Annotated in this window: 15 protein-coding genes; 3 read left to right on the top strand and 12 right to left on the bottom strand. The window is 71.0% G+C overall.

The window, feature by feature from the left end:
* Positions 1 to 4: 4 nt before the first annotated feature.
* From NLX94_RS29610 to NLX94_RS29595, 4 genes are all read right to left on the bottom strand, one after another.
* Positions 5 to 913: a carbohydrate ABC transporter permease gene (locus tag NLX94_RS29610; RefSeq protein ID WP_254386173.1), complete on the bottom strand. Its 909-nt coding sequence runs from the start codon at positions 911 to 913 to the stop codon at positions 5 to 7.
* Positions 914 to 1,180: 267 nt separating this feature from the next.
* Entirely contained in the window at positions 1,181 to 2,581 is a 1,401-nt protein-coding gene (locus NLX94_RS29605; RefSeq protein ID WP_254386172.1) for an ABC transporter substrate-binding protein, read from the bottom strand.
* A gap of 244 nt (positions 2,582 to 2,825) precedes the next feature.
* Complete coding sequence (locus tag NLX94_RS29600; protein ID WP_254386171.1) at positions 2,826 to 3,845, bottom strand: LacI family DNA-binding transcriptional regulator; 1,020 nt, start codon at positions 3,843 to 3,845, stop codon at positions 2,826 to 2,828.
* Between the two features lie 158 nt (positions 3,846 to 4,003).
* Complete coding sequence (locus tag NLX94_RS29595) at positions 4,004 to 8,293, bottom strand: discoidin domain-containing protein (protein WP_254386170.1); 4,290 nt, start codon at positions 8,291 to 8,293, stop codon at positions 4,004 to 4,006.
* Between the two features lie 239 nt (positions 8,294 to 8,532).
* Between NLX94_RS29595 and NLX94_RS29590 the strand changes: the two genes are divergently transcribed.
* Together NLX94_RS29590 and NLX94_RS39120 are read left to right on the top strand one after the other, a co-directional pair.
* Positions 8,533 to 10,140, top strand: a complete 1,608-nt coding sequence (locus NLX94_RS29590; protein ID WP_254386169.1) for a sensor histidine kinase — start codon at positions 8,533 to 8,535, stop codon at positions 10,138 to 10,140.
* Complete coding sequence (locus NLX94_RS39120) at positions 10,137 to 10,844, top strand: response regulator (RefSeq protein ID WP_302170655.1); 708 nt, start codon at positions 10,137 to 10,139, stop codon at positions 10,842 to 10,844. Before NLX94_RS29590 ends, NLX94_RS39120 begins: the two co-directional genes overlap by 4 nt.
* Positions 10,845 to 10,863: 19 nt before the next feature.
* Here NLX94_RS39120 and NLX94_RS29575 read toward each other — a convergent pair whose 3' ends face one another.
* The 3 genes from NLX94_RS29575 to NLX94_RS29565 all read right to left on the bottom strand — a co-directional run bounded on the left by NLX94_RS29575 (position 10,864) and on the right by NLX94_RS29565 (position 15,298).
* Positions 10,864 to 12,456 carry a cation acetate symporter gene (locus tag NLX94_RS29575; protein ID WP_254386168.1) on the bottom strand — a complete coding sequence of 531 codons (1,593 nt, stop codon included), beginning with the start codon at positions 12,454 to 12,456 and terminating at the stop codon, positions 10,864 to 10,866.
* Entirely contained in the window at positions 12,453 to 12,992 is a 540-nt protein-coding gene (locus NLX94_RS29570; RefSeq protein WP_254386167.1) for a DUF485 domain-containing protein, read from the bottom strand. Before NLX94_RS29570 ends, NLX94_RS29575 begins: the two co-directional genes overlap by 4 nt.
* Positions 12,993 to 13,177: 185 nt before the next feature.
* On the bottom strand, positions 13,178 to 15,298 hold the full coding sequence (locus NLX94_RS29565) for a DNA topoisomerase IV subunit B (protein ID WP_254386166.1): 2,121 nt from the start codon (positions 15,296 to 15,298) through the stop codon (positions 13,178 to 13,180).
* A 446-nt stretch (positions 15,299 to 15,744) separates the two neighbouring features.
* Between NLX94_RS29565 and NLX94_RS29560 the strand changes: the two genes are divergently transcribed.
* On the top strand, positions 15,745 to 15,981 hold the full coding sequence (locus tag NLX94_RS29560; protein ID WP_112449103.1) for a hypothetical protein: 237 nt from the start codon (positions 15,745 to 15,747) through the stop codon (positions 15,979 to 15,981).
* A 132-nt stretch (positions 15,982 to 16,113) separates the two neighbouring features.
* Here NLX94_RS29560 and NLX94_RS29555 read toward each other — a convergent pair whose 3' ends face one another.
* The 5 genes from NLX94_RS29555 to NLX94_RS29535 all read right to left on the bottom strand — a co-directional run bounded on the left by NLX94_RS29555 (position 16,114) and on the right by NLX94_RS29535 (position 23,082).
* Positions 16,114 to 17,073 carry a serine protease gene (locus tag NLX94_RS29555; protein WP_254386165.1) on the bottom strand — a complete coding sequence of 320 codons (960 nt, stop codon included), beginning with the start codon at positions 17,071 to 17,073 and terminating at the stop codon, positions 16,114 to 16,116.
* A gap of 140 nt (positions 17,074 to 17,213) precedes the next feature.
* Entirely contained in the window at positions 17,214 to 18,803 is a 1,590-nt protein-coding gene (locus NLX94_RS29550) for an RNA polymerase sigma factor (RefSeq protein ID WP_302170654.1), read from the bottom strand.
* 389 nt (positions 18,804 to 19,192) lie between these two features.
* A complete protein-coding gene (locus NLX94_RS29545) occupies positions 19,193 to 20,134 on the bottom strand; it encodes a FadR/GntR family transcriptional regulator (RefSeq protein WP_308402574.1) in 942 nt (313 codons plus the stop codon).
* Between the two features lie 150 nt (positions 20,135 to 20,284).
* The gene (locus NLX94_RS29540) at positions 20,285 to 22,192 is read right to left on the bottom strand and encodes an ATP-binding cassette domain-containing protein (protein ID WP_254386163.1); all 1,908 of its coding nucleotides are present in this window, start codon (positions 22,190 to 22,192) and stop codon (positions 20,285 to 20,287) included.
* Positions 22,193 to 22,335: 143 nt separating this feature from the next.
* Positions 22,336 to 23,082: an NUDIX domain-containing protein gene (locus tag NLX94_RS29535; RefSeq protein ID WP_254386162.1), complete on the bottom strand. Its 747-nt coding sequence runs from the start codon at positions 23,080 to 23,082 to the stop codon at positions 22,336 to 22,338.
* Positions 23,083 to 23,323: the final 241 nt, after the last annotated feature.

Raw genomic sequence — 23,323 nt, 5'->3', positions numbered from 1 at the left:
CCCGTCAGTTCTCGTTGTCGCGGCTCAGCCGGACGTACACGGCGGAGAAGCCTGCGAGCAGGACGAGCAGGCACAGGCCCAGGGCCGCGGCGCCGCCGTACTGGTTGAAACTGAAGGCGTACTGGTAGATGAGGACGACAACGGTGGTGGTCGAGCCTTCGGGGCCGGCGCCGCCGGTGAGCATGAACGGTTCGACGAACACCTGCATCGTCGCGATGACCTGCATGAGCAGCATCAGCGAGAGGATGAGCTTGGTCTGCGGGATCGTGACGTGCCAGATCTTGCGCAGCACCCCGGCTCCGTCGAGCTCCGCCGCTTCGTAGAGCTCTCCGGGGATGCCCTGGAGGGCGGCCAGGTAGATCAGGGTCGCGCCGCCCATGTTCATCCAGGTGGAAGCGATGACGACGGAGAGCATCGCGGTATCGGTGGATTGCAGCCAGTCTTGCGCCGGCAGGTGCAGGAATTCCAGAATCCTGTTGAAGACCCCGTAACCGGGGTCGTAGAAGTACTTGAAGAGCAGGATCGAGGCCACCGGCGGCATCATCACCGGGAGGTAGACCAGCAGGCGCAGGTAGCCCTGTGCGTGCCGGAATTCGTTGAGCACGATCGAGACCACGAACGGGACGGCGAAGCCGAGTACCAGCGCGAGTCCGCTGAAGAGCAGGGTGTTGCGCCAGGCCTGCCAGAACGCCGGGTCGTTGAAGACGTAGCGGAAATTGTCCCAGCCGACCCAGTGGACGGTGCCGCCCTCGGTCTTCTGGAAGGCCAGCAGGAACTCCCGGACCATCGGGTACCAGGAGAAGAAGGAGAAGCAGAGGACGGCGCCGATCAGAAAGCCGTGGGCCGAGAGGTTCCGCTTGAACGCCCGGGCGAATTCCTCGCGCGAGGTACCGGGCAGGGTGGGAGCCGACATCGCCGCTCGCTCCTTGGTGGGTCGTCGCCATCGATTTGCTGGGTACGGGGCCTGCGGGCGGGTCCGGGCCGGGGAGGCCGCCCGGACCTCCCCCGGCTAGGGCGTGTCTTTCGGATCGGGCCGGATCAGCCCGCGTCGTCCGGTGCCGTGCATCGCAAGGCGGAGGAGGGAGTCGACGCGGAGCGTCGGCGAGTGACGACAACGCCGCGAGGCGCGGCACCGGACGACGCGGGCCCGGCCCGATCCGAAAGACACGCCCTAGGACCGCTACTGGTTGGCCAGCACCTGGTTGACGGCCTTCTCGGCCTCCGCGAGGAGCTGCGCCGCGTCGGCGTCCTTGTTGGTCAGGACCCCCGACATCACCTTGTCGAGGACCTTGTAGACCTCCTGGGCCTTCGCCGGCTCGGCCTTGCCGGCCACCGGGTTGTCCAGGAAGGGCTTGAAGTTGACGACCGGCATGGTGGCGCTGGCGGCCTTCAGCTCGTCGTCCTTGGCCTTGCTGGCGCCGGTGAAGAAGGCGGGCTGCGGAAGCCCGACCGGCAGGCCGTCGGCCTTGGAGCGGTCGTACTTGAACTGCCCCTGGCCGACCGCGAGCGTCTTGAAGTTCAGCCAGGCGACGGCGGCCTTGATCTTGTCCGGCGAGCTGCCCTTCTTGATCATGTAGCCGTTGCCGCCGGCCAGCGTCGCGGCGCCGCCGGGGATGGGGCCCATGCCGAAGTTCTCGTACTTGGCTCCGAGCTGCTGGACCATGTAGGTGATGTCGTCGGGCGCGGCGAGGAACATGCCGAGCTTGTCCGAGGCCATCTGCTTCTGCAGGTCACCCCACTTGAGCAGCTGGGTCTTGCCCATGCTGTCGTCCGCCCAGCGCATTGCGTGGAGGTTGTCCACGATCTGCTTGCCGGTGGGGTTGTTGAAGGCCGCCTTGCCGTCGGAGCCGACGACGTCGCCGCCCATGCCGTACATGGCGGCAGTGAAGTGCCAGCCGCCGGTGTTCTCGACGCTGTACTCGCCGAAGCCGGCCGTGCCGTTGCCGAGCGCCGCGATCTTCTTGGCGGCGGCGCGGACCTCGTCCCAGGTGCGCGGGGGCTGGTCGGGGTTGAGGCCCGCCTGCTGGAAGAGCTTGCGGTTGACCAGCAGGCCCATCGTGTAGTTGCTGGTGGGCAGCCCGTAGAGCTTGCCGTCCTGCTTGAGGGTGTTGACGACGTTCTTGTCGATGTCGCCGAAGCCCGGGACCGACTGGGCCGTGACGTAGGAGGAGATGTCCTCGGCGCCGTCGTTGTCCAGCACCTGCTTGAGGTCGGTGAAGTAGGCGTAGAAGATGTCCGGCTGTGACTTGGCCTTGAGCATCGCCGTGAACCGCGGGGGCTCCAGGCACTGGCCGGGGGTGGAACGGCCGTCGATCGTGACGTTCGGGTAGGTCTTGTTGAACTCCGCCACGTCCTCCTTCCACTGCTTGAGCTCGGCGGCCTTCGCGGCCGGCGGCATGCAGTCGATGGAGATGGTGACCTTGGTCTTCGGGTCGAGCGGCGCGGAGGCGTCCGTGGAACCGCCGGACGGCTGGTTCTTGGTGTCGTCCCCGCTGCTGCTCGTGCCGCAGGCCGCGAGGGCGGTGACGGCGAGCGCCGAGACGAGGGCGGTCGCGGTGGTGCGGCGGATGTTGGTTCTCATCGGTGGTCCCCTTCGAGCATCGAGCAGGAGGCGTGGGGCCTGTAAGGAGGCGAGCGCGGCACACTCAACCACCACCGACAGATGAACGCAATATCTCGCGCAGATTTCGCAAGAGATTGGCAGCCTGACGCCGGACAGCTCGGACAGGGAACGCAAAACAGGGCCCCGAAACGTCAGCGGGACGTTTCGGGGCCCTGTGGCCGCTCTGCGGTCGAAGGCCCGGCTCCGCGGAGCCGGGTGGTCTTTACGCCGGGCGGGGGCGCGGGACCTGCGCGGTGGAGCCCCGCACGACGAGCTCGGGCTCGAAGAGCAGCTCCCCGGGCTGTACGGCGGCTCCCTGGATCTGCGCGGTGAGCAGCTCCACGGCCGCCCGGCCCATGGCCTCGATGGGCTGCCGGACGGTGGTCAGCGGGGGTTCGGTGCAGTTCATGAAGGCCGAGTCGTCGTACCCGACGACCGAGACCTCCCCGGGCACGTCGAGCCCGCGCCGCCGGGCCGCTCTGATGGCCCCCAGGGCCAGCGGGTCGCTCGCGCAGATGATGCCGGTCACCCCGCGGTCCAGCAGCCTCGAGGTGGCCGCGTGGCCGCCCTCCAGGGAGAACAGCGCCCGCTCCACGTGCGCGGCGGGCAGCTCGGCGCCGGCCGCCGCGGCGACGGCCTGGGCGGCCGTCAGCTTGCGCAGGGAGGGGATGTGGTCGGGCGGGCCCAGCACCAGCCCGATCCGCTCGTGGCCGAGTGAGGCCAGGTGGCGCCAGGCCTGTTCGACCGCGACGGCGTCGTCGCAGGAGACGCACGGGAAGCCGAGGTCCTCTATCGAGGCGTTGACGAGCACCACCGGGACCTTGCGGTCGTGGAGCAGCCGGTAGTGCTCGTGCGGGGCGTCGGCCTGCGCGAAGAGCCCGCCGGCGAAGACGACGCCGGACACCTGCTGCTGGAGCAGGAGCTCGACGTAGTCGGCCTCGGAGACCCCGCCGGTGGTCTGCGTGCAGAGCACCGGGGTCAGCCCCTGCTGGGCCAGGGCGCCGCCGATCACCTCGGCGAAGGCGGGGAAGATCGGGTTCTGGAGTTCCGGCAGGACCAGGCCGACCAGCCGGGCCCGTTCGCCGCGCAGCTGGGTGGGGCGCTCGTAGCCGAGGACGTCCAGGGCGGTGAGCACGGACTGGCGGGTCGCCTCCGAGACGCCCGGCTTGCCGTTGAGCACCCGGCTGACCGTTGCCTCGCTGACCCCCACCTTCTTCGCCACTTGAGCAAGTCGTCGCGTCATGAGCGCAAGAGTAGCGCAAACAATGCAAGTTCCTTGCAGTTCGATTACGGCCAGTTTGGCCCATCGGAAACCGGCGTGGAACCCCCCGCGCCCCACCGAGCGGCGGGGCACCCCGAAGGGATGCCCCGCCGCCCTCGATCCGTTGCGCCGGCCGCCCGCTACGGCAGCTGGTTGATCCTGAACGTCGAGGTCGTGTTGCGCACGTCCACGGCGTTGTCGCTCATCTTCAGGTTGTGGAAGGTGACCTCACCCACCGCCGGCCCCTGTCCCGCCTCGGGCATCTCGTTCGCCCAGAGGCCGAACCCGGACTTGGCGTCGAAGGCGTCACCGCTCTTCTTCGCCCCCGTGATGGTGATGTCCCTCAGGATGGTGTCCTTGATGGGATTGACGGGCTGGCCGCCGACGTACTGCGTCTGGAACATGATTCCGCTGTAGGTCGGATCGACGATGTCCACGTTGTTGATGCGGATTCCCTGGAACACCTTGGAAGCCGAGAAGATCCAGATTCCGGGGAAGGTCTGCGCCCCCCAGAAATGGCCTCCGGCCCGGACGATCGAGATGTTCTCGAAGAGCGTCGGGTCGGTCCCGAATCCGTTCATCGGATACCCGAAGTCCAGCGAGCTGATGGTGATGCCCGAGTAGACGAGGATGTCGGCGATGTAGATGTTGCGGAAGGTGTTGTTGAAGCCGCCGTAGACGGCGACACCGGCCGCGCGCCAGGTCAGGATGGCGCTCAGGTTCTCGTAGACGTTGTTCTTCATGTCCGCGCCGCCCGCGTCGATGGCGGAGAACAGCGCGAAGCTGTCGTCACCCGTGGACCGCGCCTCGATGTTGGCCACGAGGTTGTCCGTGCTGCCGTTGGTCATGTTGATGCCGTCGGCGAAGGTGTTGCGGATCCGCGAGTTCTTGATCGTGATCCGGTCGGTGTTGGCGCCCCAGTACAGGCACACCTGGTGCTCGTTCCAGACGTTGTCGATGGTCATGTCGGTCACGTTGGAGAAGTCGAAGACCTTGCCCGGACCGTCGATGCGCGAGGTGTAGTTGCCGAAGTAGGCGAACCCCGTGAAGGAGGAGCCCTTCGCGGTGCCCTCCGCGCGCCAGCCGTTGTCGGTGTTGTCCTGCGAGGACGGGGCGTGGAAGCGGGTGAACCACGGTCCGGCGCCGACGACCTGCACGGCCTTCCCGTAGACCTGGAACTTGCTCGCCGTCTGGTAGTCGCCCGGCGGCAGGTAGACGCCCACGAGCTTGCCCGTGGTGTCCATGCGGACCTTGTCCAGGGCGTTCTGCACGTCCTGGTGGGTGAGGCCGGCGGGCACCGTGTAGCTCGCCGGATCGGGGTTGGGGACGACCGTGGCCTGTTCCAGGCTCACGAAGTCGATCGCGTAGGTGGTGGTGTTCGCCGCGTCCTTCTGCAGGCGGATCTTGCTGCCCTGCGGGACGGTCTCGCCGAGGAGGATGTTCGCCTCGTCGTAGATGTGCCGCGGGGCCCCAGCGCCGGGCGAGTTGCCCGGGCCGGCCTCGGCCCCGTAGAGCCAGGCGTACTTCGAGGTCAGCGGCAGGGCCTTCTTGAGGACGCCATTGACGTAGACGTTGATGGTGGAGTCGATGCCGCCGCCGCCCGGGGCGTCCGGGATGGAGAAGCGGGTGACCAGGGTGTTGGTCGCCGCCCGGGTGGTGAACTCGACGTACTCGCCCGTCGCGTCCAGGTTCACGGCCTTGCGGCCGGAGGCCTCGCCCGCGATGTCGCCGACGGTCCGGTTGGGGCCGACGACATTGGCGCCGCCGCCGACCACGCCGTCCTCGGCCTCGTAGGTGTCGTAGGGCATGTTCGCCCCGCGGCCGACGAAGAAGGGCTTGGTGGAGGTGTTGTTGGCGCGCTTGACCGGCAGTTCGTTGGCGTCGTCGGCGAGGACCACCTTGACGGTGTACTTGCCGTTGGCCGCGGTCCAGTTGCCGAGCGCGATCGGCGCGGAGGAGGCACCGGGCGCGAGCGCGCCGCTGAAGGATCCGGTCAGCGTACGGACGGTCGCGCCGCCCGCGTCCAGCAGGGTGAGGGTGACGTTGTGGGTGCCGGAGGCCGCCGCGACGGTGCCCTGGTTCTGCACCGTGACGGAGAAGCCCACCGACTGGCCGGCGGAGGGGGCGCCCGGCGACCACCCGACGGACGAGGCCACCAGGTCGGAGCTGTCGACCGGGCGGACCACCAGCGGGGAGCCCGTGAGGCTGTTGTTGGTGTCGTTCTGCTCGATGACCGTGTTCGCCTCGTCCACGACCGCGCTCAGCGGGTAGCTGCCCGCGTCGCGCGGGCCGATGCCGGCCGTGACGGTGGCCGTGGCGCCGGAGGCCAGCGCGGGCACGTTGGCGGTGGCGATCTTCGAGCCGCCGAGCTGGAAGGAGACGGCGGTCGCCGGCGCCGGGGCCGGGCCGCTGTTCCTGACGGTGGCGGACAGCGTGACGGAGTCCGACTCGACGGGAGCGGCCGGGCTGGCGCTGACCGCGGTGACCTGGAGGTCCGGGTTGGGGGCGGCGACCCCGATGACCTGGAACTCGGCGATCTGGCCGTTGGAGGACCCGGTGTTGGAGGTGAAGCGCAGCTGCACGTCCGCGACCCGCGCGTTCACCGGGATGGTGACGGTGTTGGAGCCGGAGGCCGGGTTGAAGACGTAGTCCTTGGCGGCCACCAGGCCGGTGACGCCCGAGGCGCTCTGCTCGCGGCCGAGCACCTGGATGTTCTGGGTGCGGGCGCCCCAGCTGCTGTCCGGGTTGAGCTTGAGGACCAGGCGGTCGACGTCGGCGTTGGCGCCGAGCTTGACGGTCAGGGTGCTCGGGTAGGCGCCGCCGGCCCCCTCCCAGTAGGTGGAGGTGCTGTTGTCGTTGGCGTTCTCCGCGACGAAGGTGTGGATCACGGAGGAGCCCTCGATGGGCTTGCCGACGGCCAGGTTGGAACCGCCGCCGCCGCTGCCGTTGCGCGTCACGGAGTTGCTGTCGCCGGAGCGGTTGCCCGCAGCGTCCTTGGCCCGGACGAAGTAGCTCACGGTGGCGGTGGCGGGCTGGGTGTCGGTGTAGGTGGTGACGTTGCCCGCGACCGTGGTGAGCAGCACGTTGTTGGCGAACACCTCGTAGCCGGTGACGCCGGTGTTGTCGGTGGAAGCCTGCCAGGCCAGCCGGATCTGCCCGGCGGCCGGCTCGGTGAAGGTCAGCGCCCCCGGGACGGTCGGGGCCTGGGTGTCACCGGTGTCGCCGGCGCGGGTCACGCTGTTGCTGTTCGCCGACTGGTTGCCGGCCGCGTCCTTGGCCCGGACGAAGTACGTCACGCTCGCGGAGGCCGGCTGGGTGTCGGTGTAGGTGGTGACGTTGCCCGCGACGCTGGTGCGCAGCTGGTTGTTGGCGTAGACCTCGTACCCGGTGACCCCCGTGTTGTCGGTGGCGGCGTTCCAAGTGAGCTTGATCTGGCCGGTCGCGGGCTCGGTGTAGGCGAGCGCCGTCGGGGCGGTCGGGGCCTGGGTGTCGCCGGTGGTCGGGCCGTAGATCTCCAGCTCGGAGAGCTGGCCGCCCGGCTGTACGGAGTTGGCCGCTATCCACACCCGGACGTAGCGGGTGGTGGTGGCGTCGAAGGCGATGCTCACCGTGTTGGAGCCGGCGGCGTTGAACGCGTACTCCTTGGACGCCGTCAGGTCGGTCCAGTCCGTGCCGTTGGCGCCTCCCTGGATCTTGAGGGTCTGGGTGCGGGCTCCCCAGTTCTCGGGGAGTTTGAGGACCACGCGGTCCACGCGGACGGAGGAGCCCAGGTCGGCCTGGAGCCACTGGGGCATGGCGTTGTTGACGCTCTCCCAGTAGCTGGCGGTGTTGCCGTCGTTGGCGTTGCCCGGCACGTAGACCTGGGTGCTGCTGCTCGCGGTCAGCGTCTTGCCGAGGGCCAGGTTGGTCCCGGACTCACCGGGGGCGCGGACCTCCAGCTCGGAGAGCTGGGCGGCCTGCCAGCCGGTGTTGGCGGTGATGTCGATCCGCACGTACCGGGCCTGGGTGGCCGGGAAGCCGATGGTGACCACGTTCCCGGCGCCCTGGCCGAAGGTGTAGGACGCCGAGCTCACCAGGGTGCTGAAGCTGGTGCCGTCGGCGCTGCCCTGGACGGACAGGGTCTGGTTGCGGCTCTCCCAGGAGGCGGGGAGCTTGAGCACCACCTGGTCGACGCGGGTGGTGGCGCCGAGGTCGGTCTGCACCCATTGCGGGAAGGTGCTGCCGGCGCTCTCCCAGTACGAGGACTGGTTGCCGTCGGTGACGTTGGCGGCGGCGTAGGCGCCGTTGGTACTGCTCGCGGTGGCGGGCCTGCCCGCCGAGACGCTCGGTCCGCCGGCGGCCACGGCGGTCAGAGCGGGCCAGCCCAGCATCAGCAGGGCCGTACTGATCAAGGCGGCCAGGGCCCGCCATCTCCAGTTGAGCCTTCTCATATGTCCTCGTCCCTCGACATGAACTTTCTGAACCATGGGAGATAGAAATTTGCGGTGTGCGGTGCGAGAGTTGCAGAGCTTTGCCGAGTCGTCTACATCTCTGACCGCACTTTCATGCCGTCATCTCTTGCGCAAGCTGGGCGCAAATAGCGCAAGAGATTTGCGTGACAGGGCCACATTCCACTTACGCCCGAACCGTCCTACCGTTCGTACTCATGCAGTCCCCGCGGTTCCTCCACATGAGCGCTCGGCGCCTCGGGCTCCCCAGACGGGCCGCCTCCCAGATCCTGCTGACCCAGCTGGCCATCGCCGCCGGGGTCCTCACTCTGGCCACCGGCCTCTTCCTGGCCCCGCTGAGCGCGCAGCTCGACGACCAGGCCATGCGGCGCGCCCTGGCCATCGCGCAGAGCACCGCCGCCGACCCCGCCGTGGCCGCCGGTCTCCTCGGCTCGGCCCCCTCGCCCGACAGCCCGGTCCAGGCCTCCGCGGAGCGGATCCGCTCGGCCACCGGCGCCGAGTACGTGGTGGTCCTCGACCTGGACGGCATCCGCCGCTCGCACCCGAGCCCCGACCGCATCGGGCGGCCCGTCTCCACCGACCCCGCGGACGTCCTGGCGGGGCGCGAGGTCATGGAGATCGACGAGGGCACCCTGGGCCGCTCCGCGCGCGGCAAGGTCCCCCTGCTCGCCGCCGACGGCGAGATCGTCGGCGCCGTATCGGTCGGCATCGCCTACGACAGCGTCCAGGGCCGCCTGCTGGGCGCCATCCCGGGGCTGCTCGCGTACGCGGGCGGCGCCCTGGCCGCGGGGGCCCTGGCCGCCTACCTGCTCTCGCGCAGGATCCACCGGCAGACCCGCGACCTGGCCTTCTCCGATATCGCGGGCCTGCTCGCCGAACGCGAGGCGATGCTGCACTCCATCCGCGAAGGCGTGATCGCCCTCGACCGGACCGGCCGGATCCGGCTGGTCAACGACGAGGCGGCCCGGCTGCTGGGCCTGGCGCCCGAGGAGGCCCGTGCCCTCGCGGGGAGCGCCCTCGACGAGGTGCTCGGCGCGGGCCGCACCGCCGACGTGCTCACCGGCCGGGTCACCGGCCGCGACCTGCTCACCGTCCAGGGCACCCGGGTCCTGCTCGCCAACCGGATGCCCACCGAGGACGGCGGAGCCGTGGCCACCCTGCGCGACCGCACCGAGCTGGAGCACCTGGGCCGCGAGCTCGACTCCACCAAGGGCCTGATCGACGCCCTGCGCGCCCAGGACCACGAGCACGCCAACCGGCTGCACACCCTCCTGGGCCTCCTGGAACTGGGCCTGTACGAGGAAGCCGTGGAGTTCGTCACGGAGGTGGTCGGCGTGCACCGCAGCACCGCCGAGCAGGTCACCGAGAAGGTGCACGACCCCCTGCTCGCCGCCCTGCTGATGGGCAAGGCCACGGTCGCGGCGGAGCGCGGGGTCCCCCTGCGGCTGGCCGACTCCGCTCTGCTGCCCGACCGCCTCGTCGATCCGGGAGGCCTGGTCACCATCCTCGGCAACCTGGTCGACAACGCGCTGGACGCCGCGGTCGGCTCGGCCGCACCGCTGGTCGAGGTCGACGTCCGGGCGGAGGGCCGCACCGCGGTGCTGCTGGTCCGCGACAGCGGCCCCGGCGTCCCGGTGGCACGCCGCGAGGAGATCTTCACGGAGGGCTGGTCGACCAAGCAGCCCCCGGCCGGCGCCCACCGCGGACGCGGCCTCGGTCTCGCCCTGGTGCGGCGCCTCGCCGAACGGCAGGGCGGCACGGTCCGGGCGGGCGAGGCGGCGGACGGCGGGGCGGAGTTCTCCGTCGTGCTCCCGGAGGCCCTGCGATGAGGGACTTCAGCGAGTTCGAGGTACTGGTCGTCGACGACGACCCGCGCGTGGCCAGGATCAACGAGGCCTACGTGGACAGGGTGCCCGGCTTCCGCACGACGGCCCGGGCCCACTGCGCCGCGGAGGCGCTGGAGCTCCTGGAGTCCCACCCGGTGGACCTGATCCTCCTCGACCACTACCTCCCGGACGGGAACGGCCTCGACCTGGTCCGGCGCCTGCGCGAGCACGGCCGGGGGACCGACGTGATCATGGTGACGGCCGCCCGCGACCTGGCCACCGTCCAGGCCGCGATGCGCCTCGGCGCCCTCCAGTACCTGGTGAAGCCCTTCACCTTCGCGGGCCTGCGCACCCGTCTGGAGGCCTACGGGGCCCTGCGGCGCACCCTGGACACGGGCGGCGAGGCCGAACAGGCGGAGGTGGACCGGATCTTCGGCGCCCTCGCCGCGGCCGGCGCCGACGCCCCGAGCGACCTCCCCAAGGGCCACTCCCCCACCACCGCCGACCTGGTGCGCGGGATCCTGCGCGCAGCCGAGGGCCCGCTCTCCACCCAGCAGATCGCCGACCGCGCGGGCATCAGCCGCCAGACCGCACAGCGTTACCTCAAGCTCCTCGACCGCGCCGGCCGCGTCGTCCTCGCCCTCCGGTACGGCGAGACGGGCCGCCCGGAACACCGCTACGCCTGGCGCCCGCCCACCCCGGGGTGACCTGGGGTGACGTGGCGCCCTAAACCGCCCCGGCCCCCGTCAGCGAGCGGACCTCGGTCTCGGCGTGCCGCCGCTCGTCCGGCTCCTCCGCCGAGGTCACGGTGCCCAGCCAGCCCGCCAGGAAGCCCAGCGGAATGGACACGAGGCCCGGGTTCTGGAGCGGGAAGAGCTGGAAGTCCACGCCCGGGAACAGCGATTCGGGGCTGCCGGAGACCACCGGGGACAAGGCCACCAGCACCACGGCCGGGAGCAGCCCCCCGTACACCGACCAGACCGCGCCCCGCGTGGTGAAACCGCGCCAGAACAGCGAGTACAGGAGCACCGGCAGGTTCGCCGAGGCCGCCACCGCGAAGGCCAGGCCCACCAGGAAGGCCACGTTCAGGTCCTGTGCGAGCAGACCCAGCGCGATCGCCACCGCCCCGATCCCGACGGCCGCCACCCTGGCCACCGCCACCTCGCTGCGCTGCCGGGCGTGGCGGCGCTTGAGCGAGGCGTACAGGTCGTGCGCGACGGAGGCCGAGGAGGCGAGGGTGATCCCCGCGACCACCGCGAGGATGGTCGCGAAGGCGATGGCCGCCACGAAGGCGAACAGCACCGCGCCGCCGGTCGAATCGGCCCCGCCGCCGAGGAAGGCCGCGAGCAGCGGAACCGCCGTGTTCCCCGAGGCATTGGAGCTCCTGACCTGATCCGGCCCGAGCAGTGCCGCCGCGCCGAAGCCGAGCACGATGGTCATCAGGTAGAAGCCGCCGATGAGGCCGATCGCCCACACCACTGACCGGCGGGCCGCCCGCGCCGTGGGCACGGTGTAGAAGCGGGACAGGATGTGCGGCAGCCCGGCCGTCCCCAGAACCAGGGCGAGCCCGAGGCTGATGAAGTCGAAGCGGGCCGTCCAGTCCCCGCCGTACTTGAGCCCGGGGCCCAGGAAGCGGTCGCCGTGCCCGCTGCGCTCGGCGGCGGTGCTGAGCAGCTGGTCGAAGTTCCCGTGGAAGCGCAGCAGGACGAGCACCGTCAGGGTGATCGCCCCGCCCATCAGCAGCACGGCCTTGACGATCTGGATCCAGGTGGTGGCCCGCATGCCGCCGAAGGACACGTAGATCACCATGAGGGCGCCGACCCCGATGACGGTCAGCGTCCGCGCGGTCCGGCCCGAATCGGCGAGCAGCAGGCCCACGAGGCTGCCCGCGCCGACCATCTGCGCGACGAGGTACAGCACGGAGACGACCACCGACGAGGTGCCGGCGGCGATCCGCACCGGCCGCTCGCTCATCCGCGCGGCGACCACGTCGGCGAGGGTGAACCGGCCGCAGTTGCGGACGAGTTCGGCGACGAGGAACAGGACGACCAGCCAGGCCACGAGGAAGCCCACCGAGTACAGCAGGCCGTCGTAGCCGAAGAGGGCGATGAGGCCGGAGATGCCGAGGAAGGAGGCGGCGGACATGTAGTCGCCGGCGATGGCGAAACCGTTCTCCATCGGGGAGAACAGCCGGCCGCCCGCGTAGAACTCCTCGGCCGAGCCGTGCCGGTTGCGGCTCACCCAGGTGGTGATGCCCAGGGTGACGGCGATGAAGACGCTGAACAGGAGCAGCGCCAGGGTCTGGTGCTCGGTGGTCACCGGCCGGCCCCCCGTGCGCGGGTGCGCTCCCCCGCGTCCGCCCGGCGGACCTGCTCCTGCTCGAAGACCGTCCAGCGCAGGTCCAGCGCCGCGCGGTCCCGTCGCAGCCGGGCGTGGCGGGCGTAGGCCCAGGTCAGCAGGAAGGTGCTGAGGAACTGGCCGAGGCCCGCCAGCAGGGCCACGTTGACGGATCCGAACACCGGCCGGGCCATCATGCCGGGCGCCGTGGTGGCGGCGATCACGTAGGCGACGTACCAGAGGAAGAAGGCGACCGTCGCCGGGACGACGAACCTGCGGTAGCGGCTGCGCACCTCCTGGAAGGCGGCGCTGCGCTGCACTTCGAGGTAGATGTCGGACGCCGCGCGCGGGGGCGTGCCGCCCGGGGAGGAGTTCGGCGGTGACGTTTCCGCGCCGCCCGCCGAGCCGCCGGGCGCCTCGCCCGTGCCGCCGCCCTCGCCCCAGCCGACGGCCAGCGCGTCGTACCAGGGGTCGTCCAGCCGGATCGTTCCGGCATCACGACCTTCGTGCTTGTCCACCGAACTCTCCTTGTCCGCCGCCGCAGTGGCCGCGTGCCCACAAGGATGTGCGGGAGGGACGGTTTCCGGACTGGTGTCCCGGTGCTCTTCACTCCATCAGGTGATGGAGCGGAGAGCACCGGTGTGCCAGTGCCGCGGAAGTGCCACCGGAGGTCCCGAGGTGGCTTCCGGCGGCCCCGGTGAGGTCAGGCGTCGATCCGCGAGCGGTCCAGCGTGGCAGCGGAGCTGGTGATGAACTCCTTGCGCGGAGCCACCTCGTTGCCCATGAGCAGGTCGAAGACCGACTCGGCCGAGTCCAGGTCGCCGATGTTGATCCGGCGCAGGGTGCGGAAGCGGGGATCCATGGTGGTCTCCGCCAGCTGGTCGGCATCCATCTCGCCGAGGCCCTTGTAGCGCTGGATCGAGTCCTTGTACCGGATGTTCTTGCGCTGGTACTCCAGCAGGGTCTGGCGCAGCTCGTTGTCCGAGTACGTGTAGACGTACTTGTCCTGGCCCTTCTTGGGCTGGACCAGCTCGATCCGGTGCAGCGGCGGAACGGCCGCGAAGACCCGGCCCGCCTCGACCATCGGGCGCATGTAGCGCTGGAAGAGCGTGAGCAGCAGGCAGCGGATGTGCGCGCCGTCCACATCGGCGTCCACGAGCAGGACGATCTTCCCGTACCGGGCGGCGTCGATGTCGAAGGTCCGGCCCGAGCCGGCTCCTATGACCTGGATGATCGCCCCGCACTCGGCGTTCTTGAGCATGTCCGAGACCGAGGACTTCTGGACGTTGAGGATCTTGCCCCGGATGGGCAGCAGCGCCTGGAACTCGGAGTTCCGGGCGAGCTTGGCCGTACCGAGCGCCGAGTCCCCCTCGACGATGAAGAGCTCGCTGCGCTCCACGTCGTCGCTGCGGCAGTCGGCCAGCTTGGCGGGCAGCGAGGAGGACTCCAGCGCGGTCTTGCGGCGCTGCGCCTCCTTGTGCTGACGGGCCGCGATGCGGGTCCGGGCGGCCGCGACGATCTTCTCCATCACCGAGCGGGCCTGCTGCTTGTCGTCCCGCTTGGTGGAGGTCAGGAAGGCCTTGAGCTCCTTGGCGACGACGGCCGCGACGATCCGGGTGGCCGCCGAGGTGCCGAGCACCTCCTTGGTCTGGCCCTCGAACTGCGGCTCGGCGAGGCGGACGGTGACGACCGCCGTCATGCCCTCCATCGCGTCGTCCTTGACCACGTCGTCCTCGGCCACGCGCAGCAGCTTCGCGGAGCGCAGCACCTCGTTCACGGTCTTGGTGACCGAGCGCTCGAAGCCGGAGATGTGGGTGCCGCCCTTGGGGGTGGCGATGATGTTCACGAACGACTTGACGTTCGTCTCGTACCCCGTGCCCCAGCGCAGGGCGATGTCCACGCCGAGCTCGCGGGTGACCTCGGTGGGGGTCATGTGGCCGCGGTCGTCGAGGACCGGGACGGTCTCCTTGAAGGTCCCGGTGCCGGTCAGGCGCAGGACGTCGCAGGCCGCCTTGTCCTGGGCGAGGTACTCGCAGAACTCGCTGATGCCCCCGTCGAAGCGGAAGGTCTCCTCGGTCTTGCCGGCCCCTTCCAGGGCCCGCTCGTCGCGGACCACGATGGTCAGGCCGGGCACGAGGAAGGCCGTCTGGCGGGCGCGCTGGTAGAGCGTGTCCAGAGTGAGCTTGGCGTCCTTGAGGAAGATCTGCCGGTCGGCCCAGTACCGGATGCGGGTGCCGGTCTTGCCCTTGGCGATCCGCTTGACCTTGCGCAGGCCGTTGGCCGGGTCGAAGGGGCTGTCGGGGCCCTGCTCCGTGAACATGCCGGGGACGCCGCGCCGGAAGCTGATCGCGTGCGTGGAGCTGCCCCGGTCGACCTCGACGTCGAGACGGGCGGAGAGGGCGTTGACCACGGAGGCGCCCACGCCGTGCAGGCCGCCGGAGGCCGCGTACGACCCGCCGCCGAACTTGCCGCCGGCGTGCAGCTTGGTCATGACGACCTCGACGCCGGAGAGGCCGGTCTTGGGCTCGACGTCCACGGGGATACCGCGGCCGTTGTCGCGGACCTCCACGGAGGCGTCCTCGTGGAGGATCACCTCGATGTGGTCGCAGTAGCCGCCCAGGGCCTCATCGACGGAATTGTCGATGATCTCCCAGAGGCAGTGCATGAGGCCCCGGCTGTCGGTGGAGCCGATATACATGCCGGGGCGCTTGCGGACGGCCTCGAGGCCTTCGAGGACGAGCAGGTGCCGCGCGGTGTAGTTGGAGCCGTCCCGGTCTGCTCCGGTCAGCAGTGCGCTGGAAGGCACGGACGTGTCGGCGGTCACGCAGTTCGCTCCTCGCTGAATTCTTTTTCTGGCCCGGTCGGGCGCAGTGGTGGCTCGGTTGCCGCTGGAAGGGTACCGAGGCCTGGTAGAGCCGATGCAACGCCACCCCAGCCCCTTCCTCAGCCTAGTGCAGGTCCGTACGCATGTTCGATCCCCCGTGGGAGTGAAGCAAACATCACGTTCCCTTCCGCGCATGAACCATTTAGTGTTCGGGCACGTCCTCATGAACAACCGGCACTCAGCCGGAGAGGGCAGAACTGCGACAAGCGAACGACCTGACAACGCGAAACCGTAAAGCAACGCAATACGGCTCCTTCGCCGCCAACCGGCAACGGCCGGCCAGCTTCGGAAGGAAGTTTCGAGGAAAAGCCGCGAGCGGGAACGTTTTCGGCCTGGTTGGATGTTGACCCTGGTACGACAGCTCGTCGAGCTAGAGAAGAGGCGACGTGACTACTGTTCTGACACCCGCGACCCCGCTGACGGCCGCTGACCGATGCGACCGTTGCGGCGCCCAGGCATATCTGCGCGTCGTCCTGCTGAGCGGCGGTGAACTGCTCTTCTGCGCCCACCACGGGCGCAAGTTCGAGCCGGAACTCAAGAAGATCGCCGCGGAAATACAGGATGAGACCGAGCGGCTTACGTCCGCTCCGGCGGCCAGTGCCGCCGAACCCGAGGACCGCTGACACAGGCCTACACCTCGCATCCGACGAGCCAGGACCGGCGAAGCCGGTCGACGGGCGGTACCTCTGCGACCCAGAGGGACCGCCCGTCCTCATGTCCGGACACGGTTCGGCGGACGGGCTCGGCGGACGGGCTCAGCGCTTCGGCGCGGGCCGGTCCCCCTCCGCGAGGCCCCTCCCGGGCCCCTGGGCGGGGCGTACGCCGATCCCCAGCATCCCCCGGGCACCAGGACGGCCCAGCTCCCCCCGGGCCGCCTCCGGGCCGCTGACGGGGTCGGTGACGAAGCCGATCAGCGGTGCGACGCGCGTGTACACCCCCGGGCTGTCGGCGCGCCCGCAGCCGCGCCCCCAGGACACCAGCCCGATCAGCCGGCCCTGGGCCACGAGGGGGCCGCCGCTGTCCCCCTGGCAGGCGTCCTTGCCGCCCTCGCGGTCCCCCGCGCACACCATGGAGTCGGCCCGGTACTGACCGTCGGCGTCTCCGGGGTAGGCCCGCCCGCACACCTCGTCCGCCAGCACCGTCACCCTGGCGGCCCGCAGCGCGTAGGCGTAGTCACCGAAGCCGCTGGTGTCGCCCCAGCCGTACACGGCGGCCTCGGTGCCCGCCCCGTAGGCCGGATGCCCGGGATCGGCCATCGGCAGCACGCTCTGCGCGGCCACGGCCTCGGCCAGCTCCAGGACGGCCAGGTCGCCGGCATTGCTGCCCGGGTCGTACGCCGGGTTCACCCGGGCGGAACGCACCGCGATCTCCCGGCCCTCGCTCGCGCGCAGCTCCGTACGGCCGGTGATCACCTGGAAGTCGCGGACGGAGTCGACCGGGCCGCCCAGCACCTGACGCCCCAGGCAGTGGGCCGCGGTCACCACTTTGGTCGGGGTGACGAGCACGCCCCCGCAGAACTGGCCGCCGCGCGTACCCCCGAACCGGTCACGGCTCGCGAGGGCCACGACCCAGGGGGCGTCGGCCACCTTCACGGGCTTCCCGCCGATCACCACGCTGTCCGCGGCCGCTCGCGGCGCCTGGAAGAGCGGCGCCGCCGCCGCTCCCGCCGCCAGGGTCAGCGCTCCCGCCAGGACACGGGCAAAGGGACGACGCATGAGGCCTCCTGACTCCGAGTGTGCATGACTCCACTCAGAGTGGGACGCCCGGTGGCCGTGCGCACCCGCGCGGCCACCGGCGACGACCTGCGGCGACCCCCGCGCCGCGCCCGGTCCGGCCCTTCCGGTCCTGGTCCGTGTCAGTCGAGGTAGTCCCGCAGCACCTGGGACCGCGACGGGTGGCGGAGCTTCGACATGGTCTTCGACTCGATCTGGCGGATGCGCTCACGGGTGACCCCGTAGACCTTGCCGATCTCGTCGAGGGTCTTCGGCTGGCCGTCCGTGAGGCCGAAGCGCATGGAGACCACGCCCGCCTCGCGCTCGCTCAGCGTGTCGAGGACCGAGTGCAGCTGCTCCTGCAGGAGCGTGAAGCTCACGGCATCGGCCGGTACGACCGCCTCGGAGTCCTCGATGAGGTCACCGAACTCGCTGTCGCCGTCCTCGCCGAGCGGGGTGTGCAGGGAGATCGGCTCGCGGCCGTACTTCTGGACCTCGATGACCTTCTCGGGGGTCATGTCGAGTTCCTTGGCCAGCTCCTCCGGGGTGGGCTCGCGGCCCAGGTCCTGGAGCATCTGGCGCTGGACCCGGGCCAGCTTGTTGATGACCTCGACCATGTGCACCGGGATGCGGATGGTGCGGGCCTGGTCGGCCATGGCGCGGGTGATCGCCTGCCGGATCCACCAGGTGGCGTACGTGGAGAACTTGTAGCCCTTGGTGTAGTCGAACTTCTCCACGGCGCGGATCAGGCCCAGGTTGCCCTCCTGGATCAGGTCCAGGAAGAGCATGCCGCGGCCGGTGTAGCGCTTGGCGAGGGAGACCACGAGGCGGAGGTTGGCCTCCAGCAGGTGGTTCTTGGCCCGGCGGCCGTCCTCGGCGATGATCTCCAGCTCGCGCTTGAGCTTGGGCGCCAGCTTGTCGGAGTTGGCGAGCTTGTCCTCGCCGAAGAGCCCGGCCTCGATGCGCTTGGCGAGCTCGACCTCCTGCTCGGCGTTGAGGAGGGGGACCTTGCCGATCTGCTTGAGGTAGTCCTTGACGGGGTCGGCGGTGGCGCCGGCCACGGCGACCTGCTGGGCCGGGGCGTCGTCCTCGTCGTCCGAGATGACGAAGCCCTTGCTCTCGGCGCCTTCCTCCTCGTCCTCGGACTCGGCCTTGGCGGCTCCGGGACCCTCTTCCCCGGCCTCTTCCTCGCCCGCTTCGTCCGCGTCCTTCTTGGCGGCGGTCTTCTTCGCCGCCGTCTTCTTCGCCGTGGTCTTCTTGGCGGGCGCGGCCTTCTTCGCCGCCGTCTTCTTCGCCGCCGTCTTCTTGGCGGCGGGCTCGGTCGCGGTCCCCTCCGCGAGTCCGGCGTCGATGTCGACGGGCGCCGGTTCCGCCACCTCGGCCACCGCGTCCGGTGCGGCGGGCACGGCCGCCGCTGCCGCCTTCTTGGCGACGGGCTCGGTGGCCGTCCGCTTGACGGGGCTCTTCGCTGCGACGCTCTTGCGGGTGGTGCGCTTGGGCGACTCCGCGGCACTGACCATCAGCGTCACACCCTCTTCCTCGAGGATCTGGTTGAGGCTGCGCAGAACATTCTTCCACTGGGTCGCAGGAATCTGGTCAGCCTCGAAGGCCCGACGCACGTCATCGCCGGCGATCTGCCCCTCGGCCTTGCCCCGCTCGATGAGCGCCATCACAGACTCGGAATCGGCGATCTCCGGCGGGAGCGTACGGGATGTGCTGGCCGACACGAACAACCTCTCGGAACGATGGAAACGGCTTCCGACCCCGGCCTGGTGGTGCTGGACCGGAGCCGACGACCACCGACTGGGGATGGGCCGGGGGCGCGGGCAGGGGCCGGGGAGCTGCACAGCACCCCCAAGGGCTGCTGTCTTCCCTCCGTCGGCCATCACCTCTTAGGTCATCGCGTGACCTCGCGGAGCGTTACGCCCAATCTTCGTGGCCCGAGTCACACCCCGTTCGATGCCATGCCGGTCATACCGTTATTTCTGCACGCCCGGTGTGTCCGAACACGCCCCGCTTCGCGGGCCGGACGACTCCCCCGGCTCCGGCCGGGGGTGCCGCCCGGGAGCGGCGCCCCACCGGCAGGTCCGCGCCCTCACCCGTGCCCGCGCGCCGCCGCCCGTCAGTGCTCGCGCGGGGCGGGGACCACGCGCTCGACCTCCGGATGCACCGTCAGGAGCTGGCGCATGGCGTTCTCCGCGCCCATCGCGTCACCGGTGGCGAGGGCCTCGACCATGCGCGCGTGGTGCGCGACGCAGGTCTCGCTGGGGCGGTCGCAGGCGGTGACGGGAGCGCCGGACACCTGCAGGGCGGCGGAGACGATGCCGGAGAGGTGTTCCAGCATGCGGTTGGCCGCGACCTGGATGAGCAGGGCGTGGAACTCGTTGTCCGCACGCGCGAAGGTGATCGAGTCTCCCTGCCCGAGCGCGTGTCCCATGATCTCGACCATGTCGGCGAGGCGCTGCTGGACCTCCGGGCGGCCGTGGCCGGCGGCGAGGCGGGCGGCCAGCGGTTCGATGGTCCAGCGGAGCTCGCCGAGCTCGCGGCGCTGGTCGTCGCGCTGCGGGCCGAAGGCGCGCCACTCGATGATGTCGGGGTCGAGCAGGTTCCAGTCGGCGACCGGACGGACCCGGGTACCGACGTTGGGGCGGGCGCTGACGAGGCCCTTGGCCTCCAGGACCCGCAGCGATTCGCGGACGACGGTGCGGGAGACCTCGAAACGCTGCCCGATCTCCTCGGGGACCAGCGGGCGGTCCGCGCCGAGGTCGCCGGAGACGATCATCTGGCCGAGCTGCTGGACGAGTTGGCCGTGCAGTCCGCGGCCGCGGCTGCCGGCGGCGCGGCGGCCGACCCGGCTCAACTCGACGTCGGATCCGTCCCAGTGGGGCACTCCCACCCGGTCGGCCCCCGAGGCCTCCGGGTAGGGGTAGCGGTCGAGTTCGCCCGCGCCGGCGAGGCCGGAATCGGCATGGCGGGCGGCGGTCATCATGGTGTGCGCAAGGGTACTCACGAATCCTTTGTCGGCCGTGTCTCCGCGACCCTTGAGGTCTTTGGTGAAAAGCACACGAAAGGGTGATCGGTGCCACCTACGCAATTGACGACTTATCGTAAAGAACCGGGCCTTTTGCGGGGAGTTGCGGTCCGTCGGACCTGATGTGGACCACAACGGTCCCGTTGGGTCCGGACCGGCGCCGGAACGATCACCAACGATCCCTCACAAACGGACGCGGCCGCGCAGTCCTGTGAACCCATAGGCGCACAACAGGACCATCAGCGACAACACCAGGGCGGTTCCCACCGGTTGGGCCATCACCCGGATCGCCCCGAGCACCACCCGGTCCGCCTCCGGCGGCCACTGCGCCCAGGCCAGCCCGCGCAGCCGCTCCGCGAGTCCGGTGACCGGGTACGCGGACGGCCCGTCCAGCGCCTTGCGCACCAGCGGTACGACCATCACCGGTACGGCGAGCACCGCGGCCAGGCCCGCGGAGGCGGACCGGAAGACGCCGGAGGCCAGGACCCCCGCCCAGGCGCAGCCGATCAGCAGACCCGCCCAACTGGCGCCCGGGGAGAGCCACTCTGCGGGGGTACGGAGCGGCGCGCTGCCGAACACCAGCGTCAGGGCGGCGGCGTCGGCGGTCACCGCGAGGGCGCCGAGCAGCAGCGCCAGGGCCGCGCTGACGCCGAGTTTGGCCGTGAGCAGCCCGAGCCGGCGCGGGACGGTGCCGCGGTCGGCTGCGAGCGCGGGATAGCGGTACTCCTCGCCGAAGGCCAGGGCCCCGAGCAGTCCGGCGCCGAGCGCCGCGGGCGGCAACGGGAGCAACTCCGGCCAGGCAGCGAGCAACCTGTTCTGCGGGGTGTGGCCGGCCCGGGCCAGCACCAGCGCCGTGACGACGGAGACGGCGACGACGAAGGCGGCGGTGAGCGCGGGGGTGGCGGTGCCGAAGATCCGGTGCAGCTCGTAGCGCAGGGGCCGCAGCGGGCCACCGAGCCGGCGCACGGCCGAGGCGGGCCGAGGCGGCCGGGCGGAGCGCGACCGCTCGCCACCACCCGCGCCGGACGCGCCGGACGCGGCGGACGCGGCGGACGCGGCGGACGCGGCGGACGCGGCGGACGCGGCGGACGCGGCGGACGCGGCGGACGCGGTGGACGCGGTGGACGCGGTGGACGCGGTGGACGCAGTGCCCTCGCCGGGCGCGGCCGGGTCCGGGGCCCCGGCGTGGTCCCGGGCGCGCGGCAGCGACGGCCGCGCTCCCGCGTCGCCGGTCTCGTCGGCGAGCTGGTGGACGAGCACGCCGTGCCGGAAGGCGGCCTCGCCGACCTCGGCACAGTTGCTGCCGTAGACGGACAGCCTGATGCCGCTCTCCTCCACGATCTCCACGGTGCGCCGGGCCGCCCGCGCCTCCCGGCCCAGTACGTCGGCCAGCCGGGCGGCGTGCGGGGTGCGCACGGCGACCCGAGGACGCAGCCGGGTCCGGGCGAACTCCGCGGCGTCCTGGTCGGCGACGAGCCGGCCCGCCTCGATGCTCACGACCCGGTCCGCGCTGCGGGCGGCCTCCTTCGCGTCGTCGGTGGTGAAGAGCACCGCGCCACCCAGGGAGGCGTGGCCGCGCAGCAGCCCGTGCAGCCAGCTCCGTTCACGGGGCGAGAGCCCGGCCGCGGGCTCGTCGAGGAGGAGCGTGCAGGGGTCGGCGAGCAGTGCGGCGGCCAGCGCGACCCTGCGCTCCATGCCGAGCGAGAGGGATCCGAGCCGCTCGTCGCGCAGTCCCGCGACCCCGACGACCTCCAGCATGGCGTCGGCCCGCGCGGCCGGCACGCCGGCGGCGGCGCAGAGCATCCGCAGCTGACCGCGCACGGTGCGCGAGGGATTGCCGGGGAGATCTCCGAGGAGCACGCCCACCTCGCGGCCCGGCTGCGGGATCCGGTGCAGGGGGCGCCCGCGGAAGTAGGTGACCCCGCGGCCCGGTTCGAGTTCGAGCATGAGCCGCAGTGCGGTGGTCTTGCCCGAGCCCGGCTCGCCGAGCAGTGCGGTCACGCTCCCGGGGCGGGCCTCGAAGGTGAGGTCGTCCACGAGGGGCGGGAGGTTGCGGCGGGGGGTGCTGGTGAGTCCGATGGCCTGGAGCATCGCTTCTCTCGCGGGGGGTGAGACCGCTCTGCGGCAGGATGAATACCGCTAACAAGATAACGCGATATGTCCGATTTAAGCCGTAACCCCATCCGGCGTGTATCGGCGCCGCAGGGGCCACGGCCGCCTCGGGCCTCCGGTCCTCAGACCTCGGGACGCAGCATCGGCGGGTTGAGCAGGGTGGCCCCGCCGGCCCGGAACAGCTGGGCGGGGCGGCCGCCCTGACGCGTCGTCGTTCCCCCGGCCGGCACCAGGAAACCGGGGGTGCCGGTGACCTTGCGGTGGAAGTTGCGGGGGTCGAGGGCGACTCCCCAGACCGCCTCGTAGACCCGGCGCAGCTCGCCGACGGTGAATTCGGGCGGGCAGAAGGCGGTGGCCAGCGAGGAGTACTCGATCTTCGAGCGGGCGCGCTCGACCCCGTCGGCGAGGATCCGCTCGTGGTCGAAGGCGAGTCCGGCTCCGGTCTGGGCGTCCATCTGGAGGAGCTCGTCGACGGGGGCCCAGCGCGCGCTGTTGGCATCGCCCCCGGCCCGCGGGGCGGGCAGGTCCGGAGCCAGCACCAGATGCGCGACGCTGACCACGCGCATGCGCGGATCCCGCTTCGGATCACCGTAGGTCGCCAGCTGTTCGAGGTGCGCCCCGTTGCCCACGTCCGGAGCAGCCGGGTCGTGGGCGCAGAGGCCGGTCTCCTCGGAGAGTTCGCGGGCCGCGGCCGCCGACAGGTCCTCGTCCCCGCGCACGAAGCCGCCGGGCAGCGCCCAGCGTCCCTGGAACGGCTGCTCACCCCGTCGGACGACCAGCGCGCAGAGCGCGTGGCGCCGTACGGTGAGCACGACCAGGTCGACGGTGACGGCGAAGGGCGGAAAGGCCGACGGGTCGTAGGGCGACATGCGGCGATCATAGTCGTCTGCCTGACGATAAACAGAGCTTTGGGGATCTTCCGAGCCGGGAACCGGAAGCCCCGGCCCGATCCGGCCCGATCCGCGGGGCGCCGCCTAGTGCTGTGGCCGGAAAGGTTTGCCGGGTCGCGGCGTCCGGTGCGGTGCATCGCAAGGCGGAGGACCGCGGCTCGTACTGGACGTACCGCCGCGGTCCGACAACGCGGCGAGGTGCCGTGCCGGGCGTCGCGAC

The sequence above is a fragment of the Streptomyces sp. TBY4 genome (assembly GCF_024213195.1).
Lineage (GTDB): Bacteria > Actinomycetota > Actinomycetes > Streptomycetales > Streptomycetaceae > Streptomyces.
This window is presented reverse-complemented; position numbering and strand designations above follow the sequence as displayed.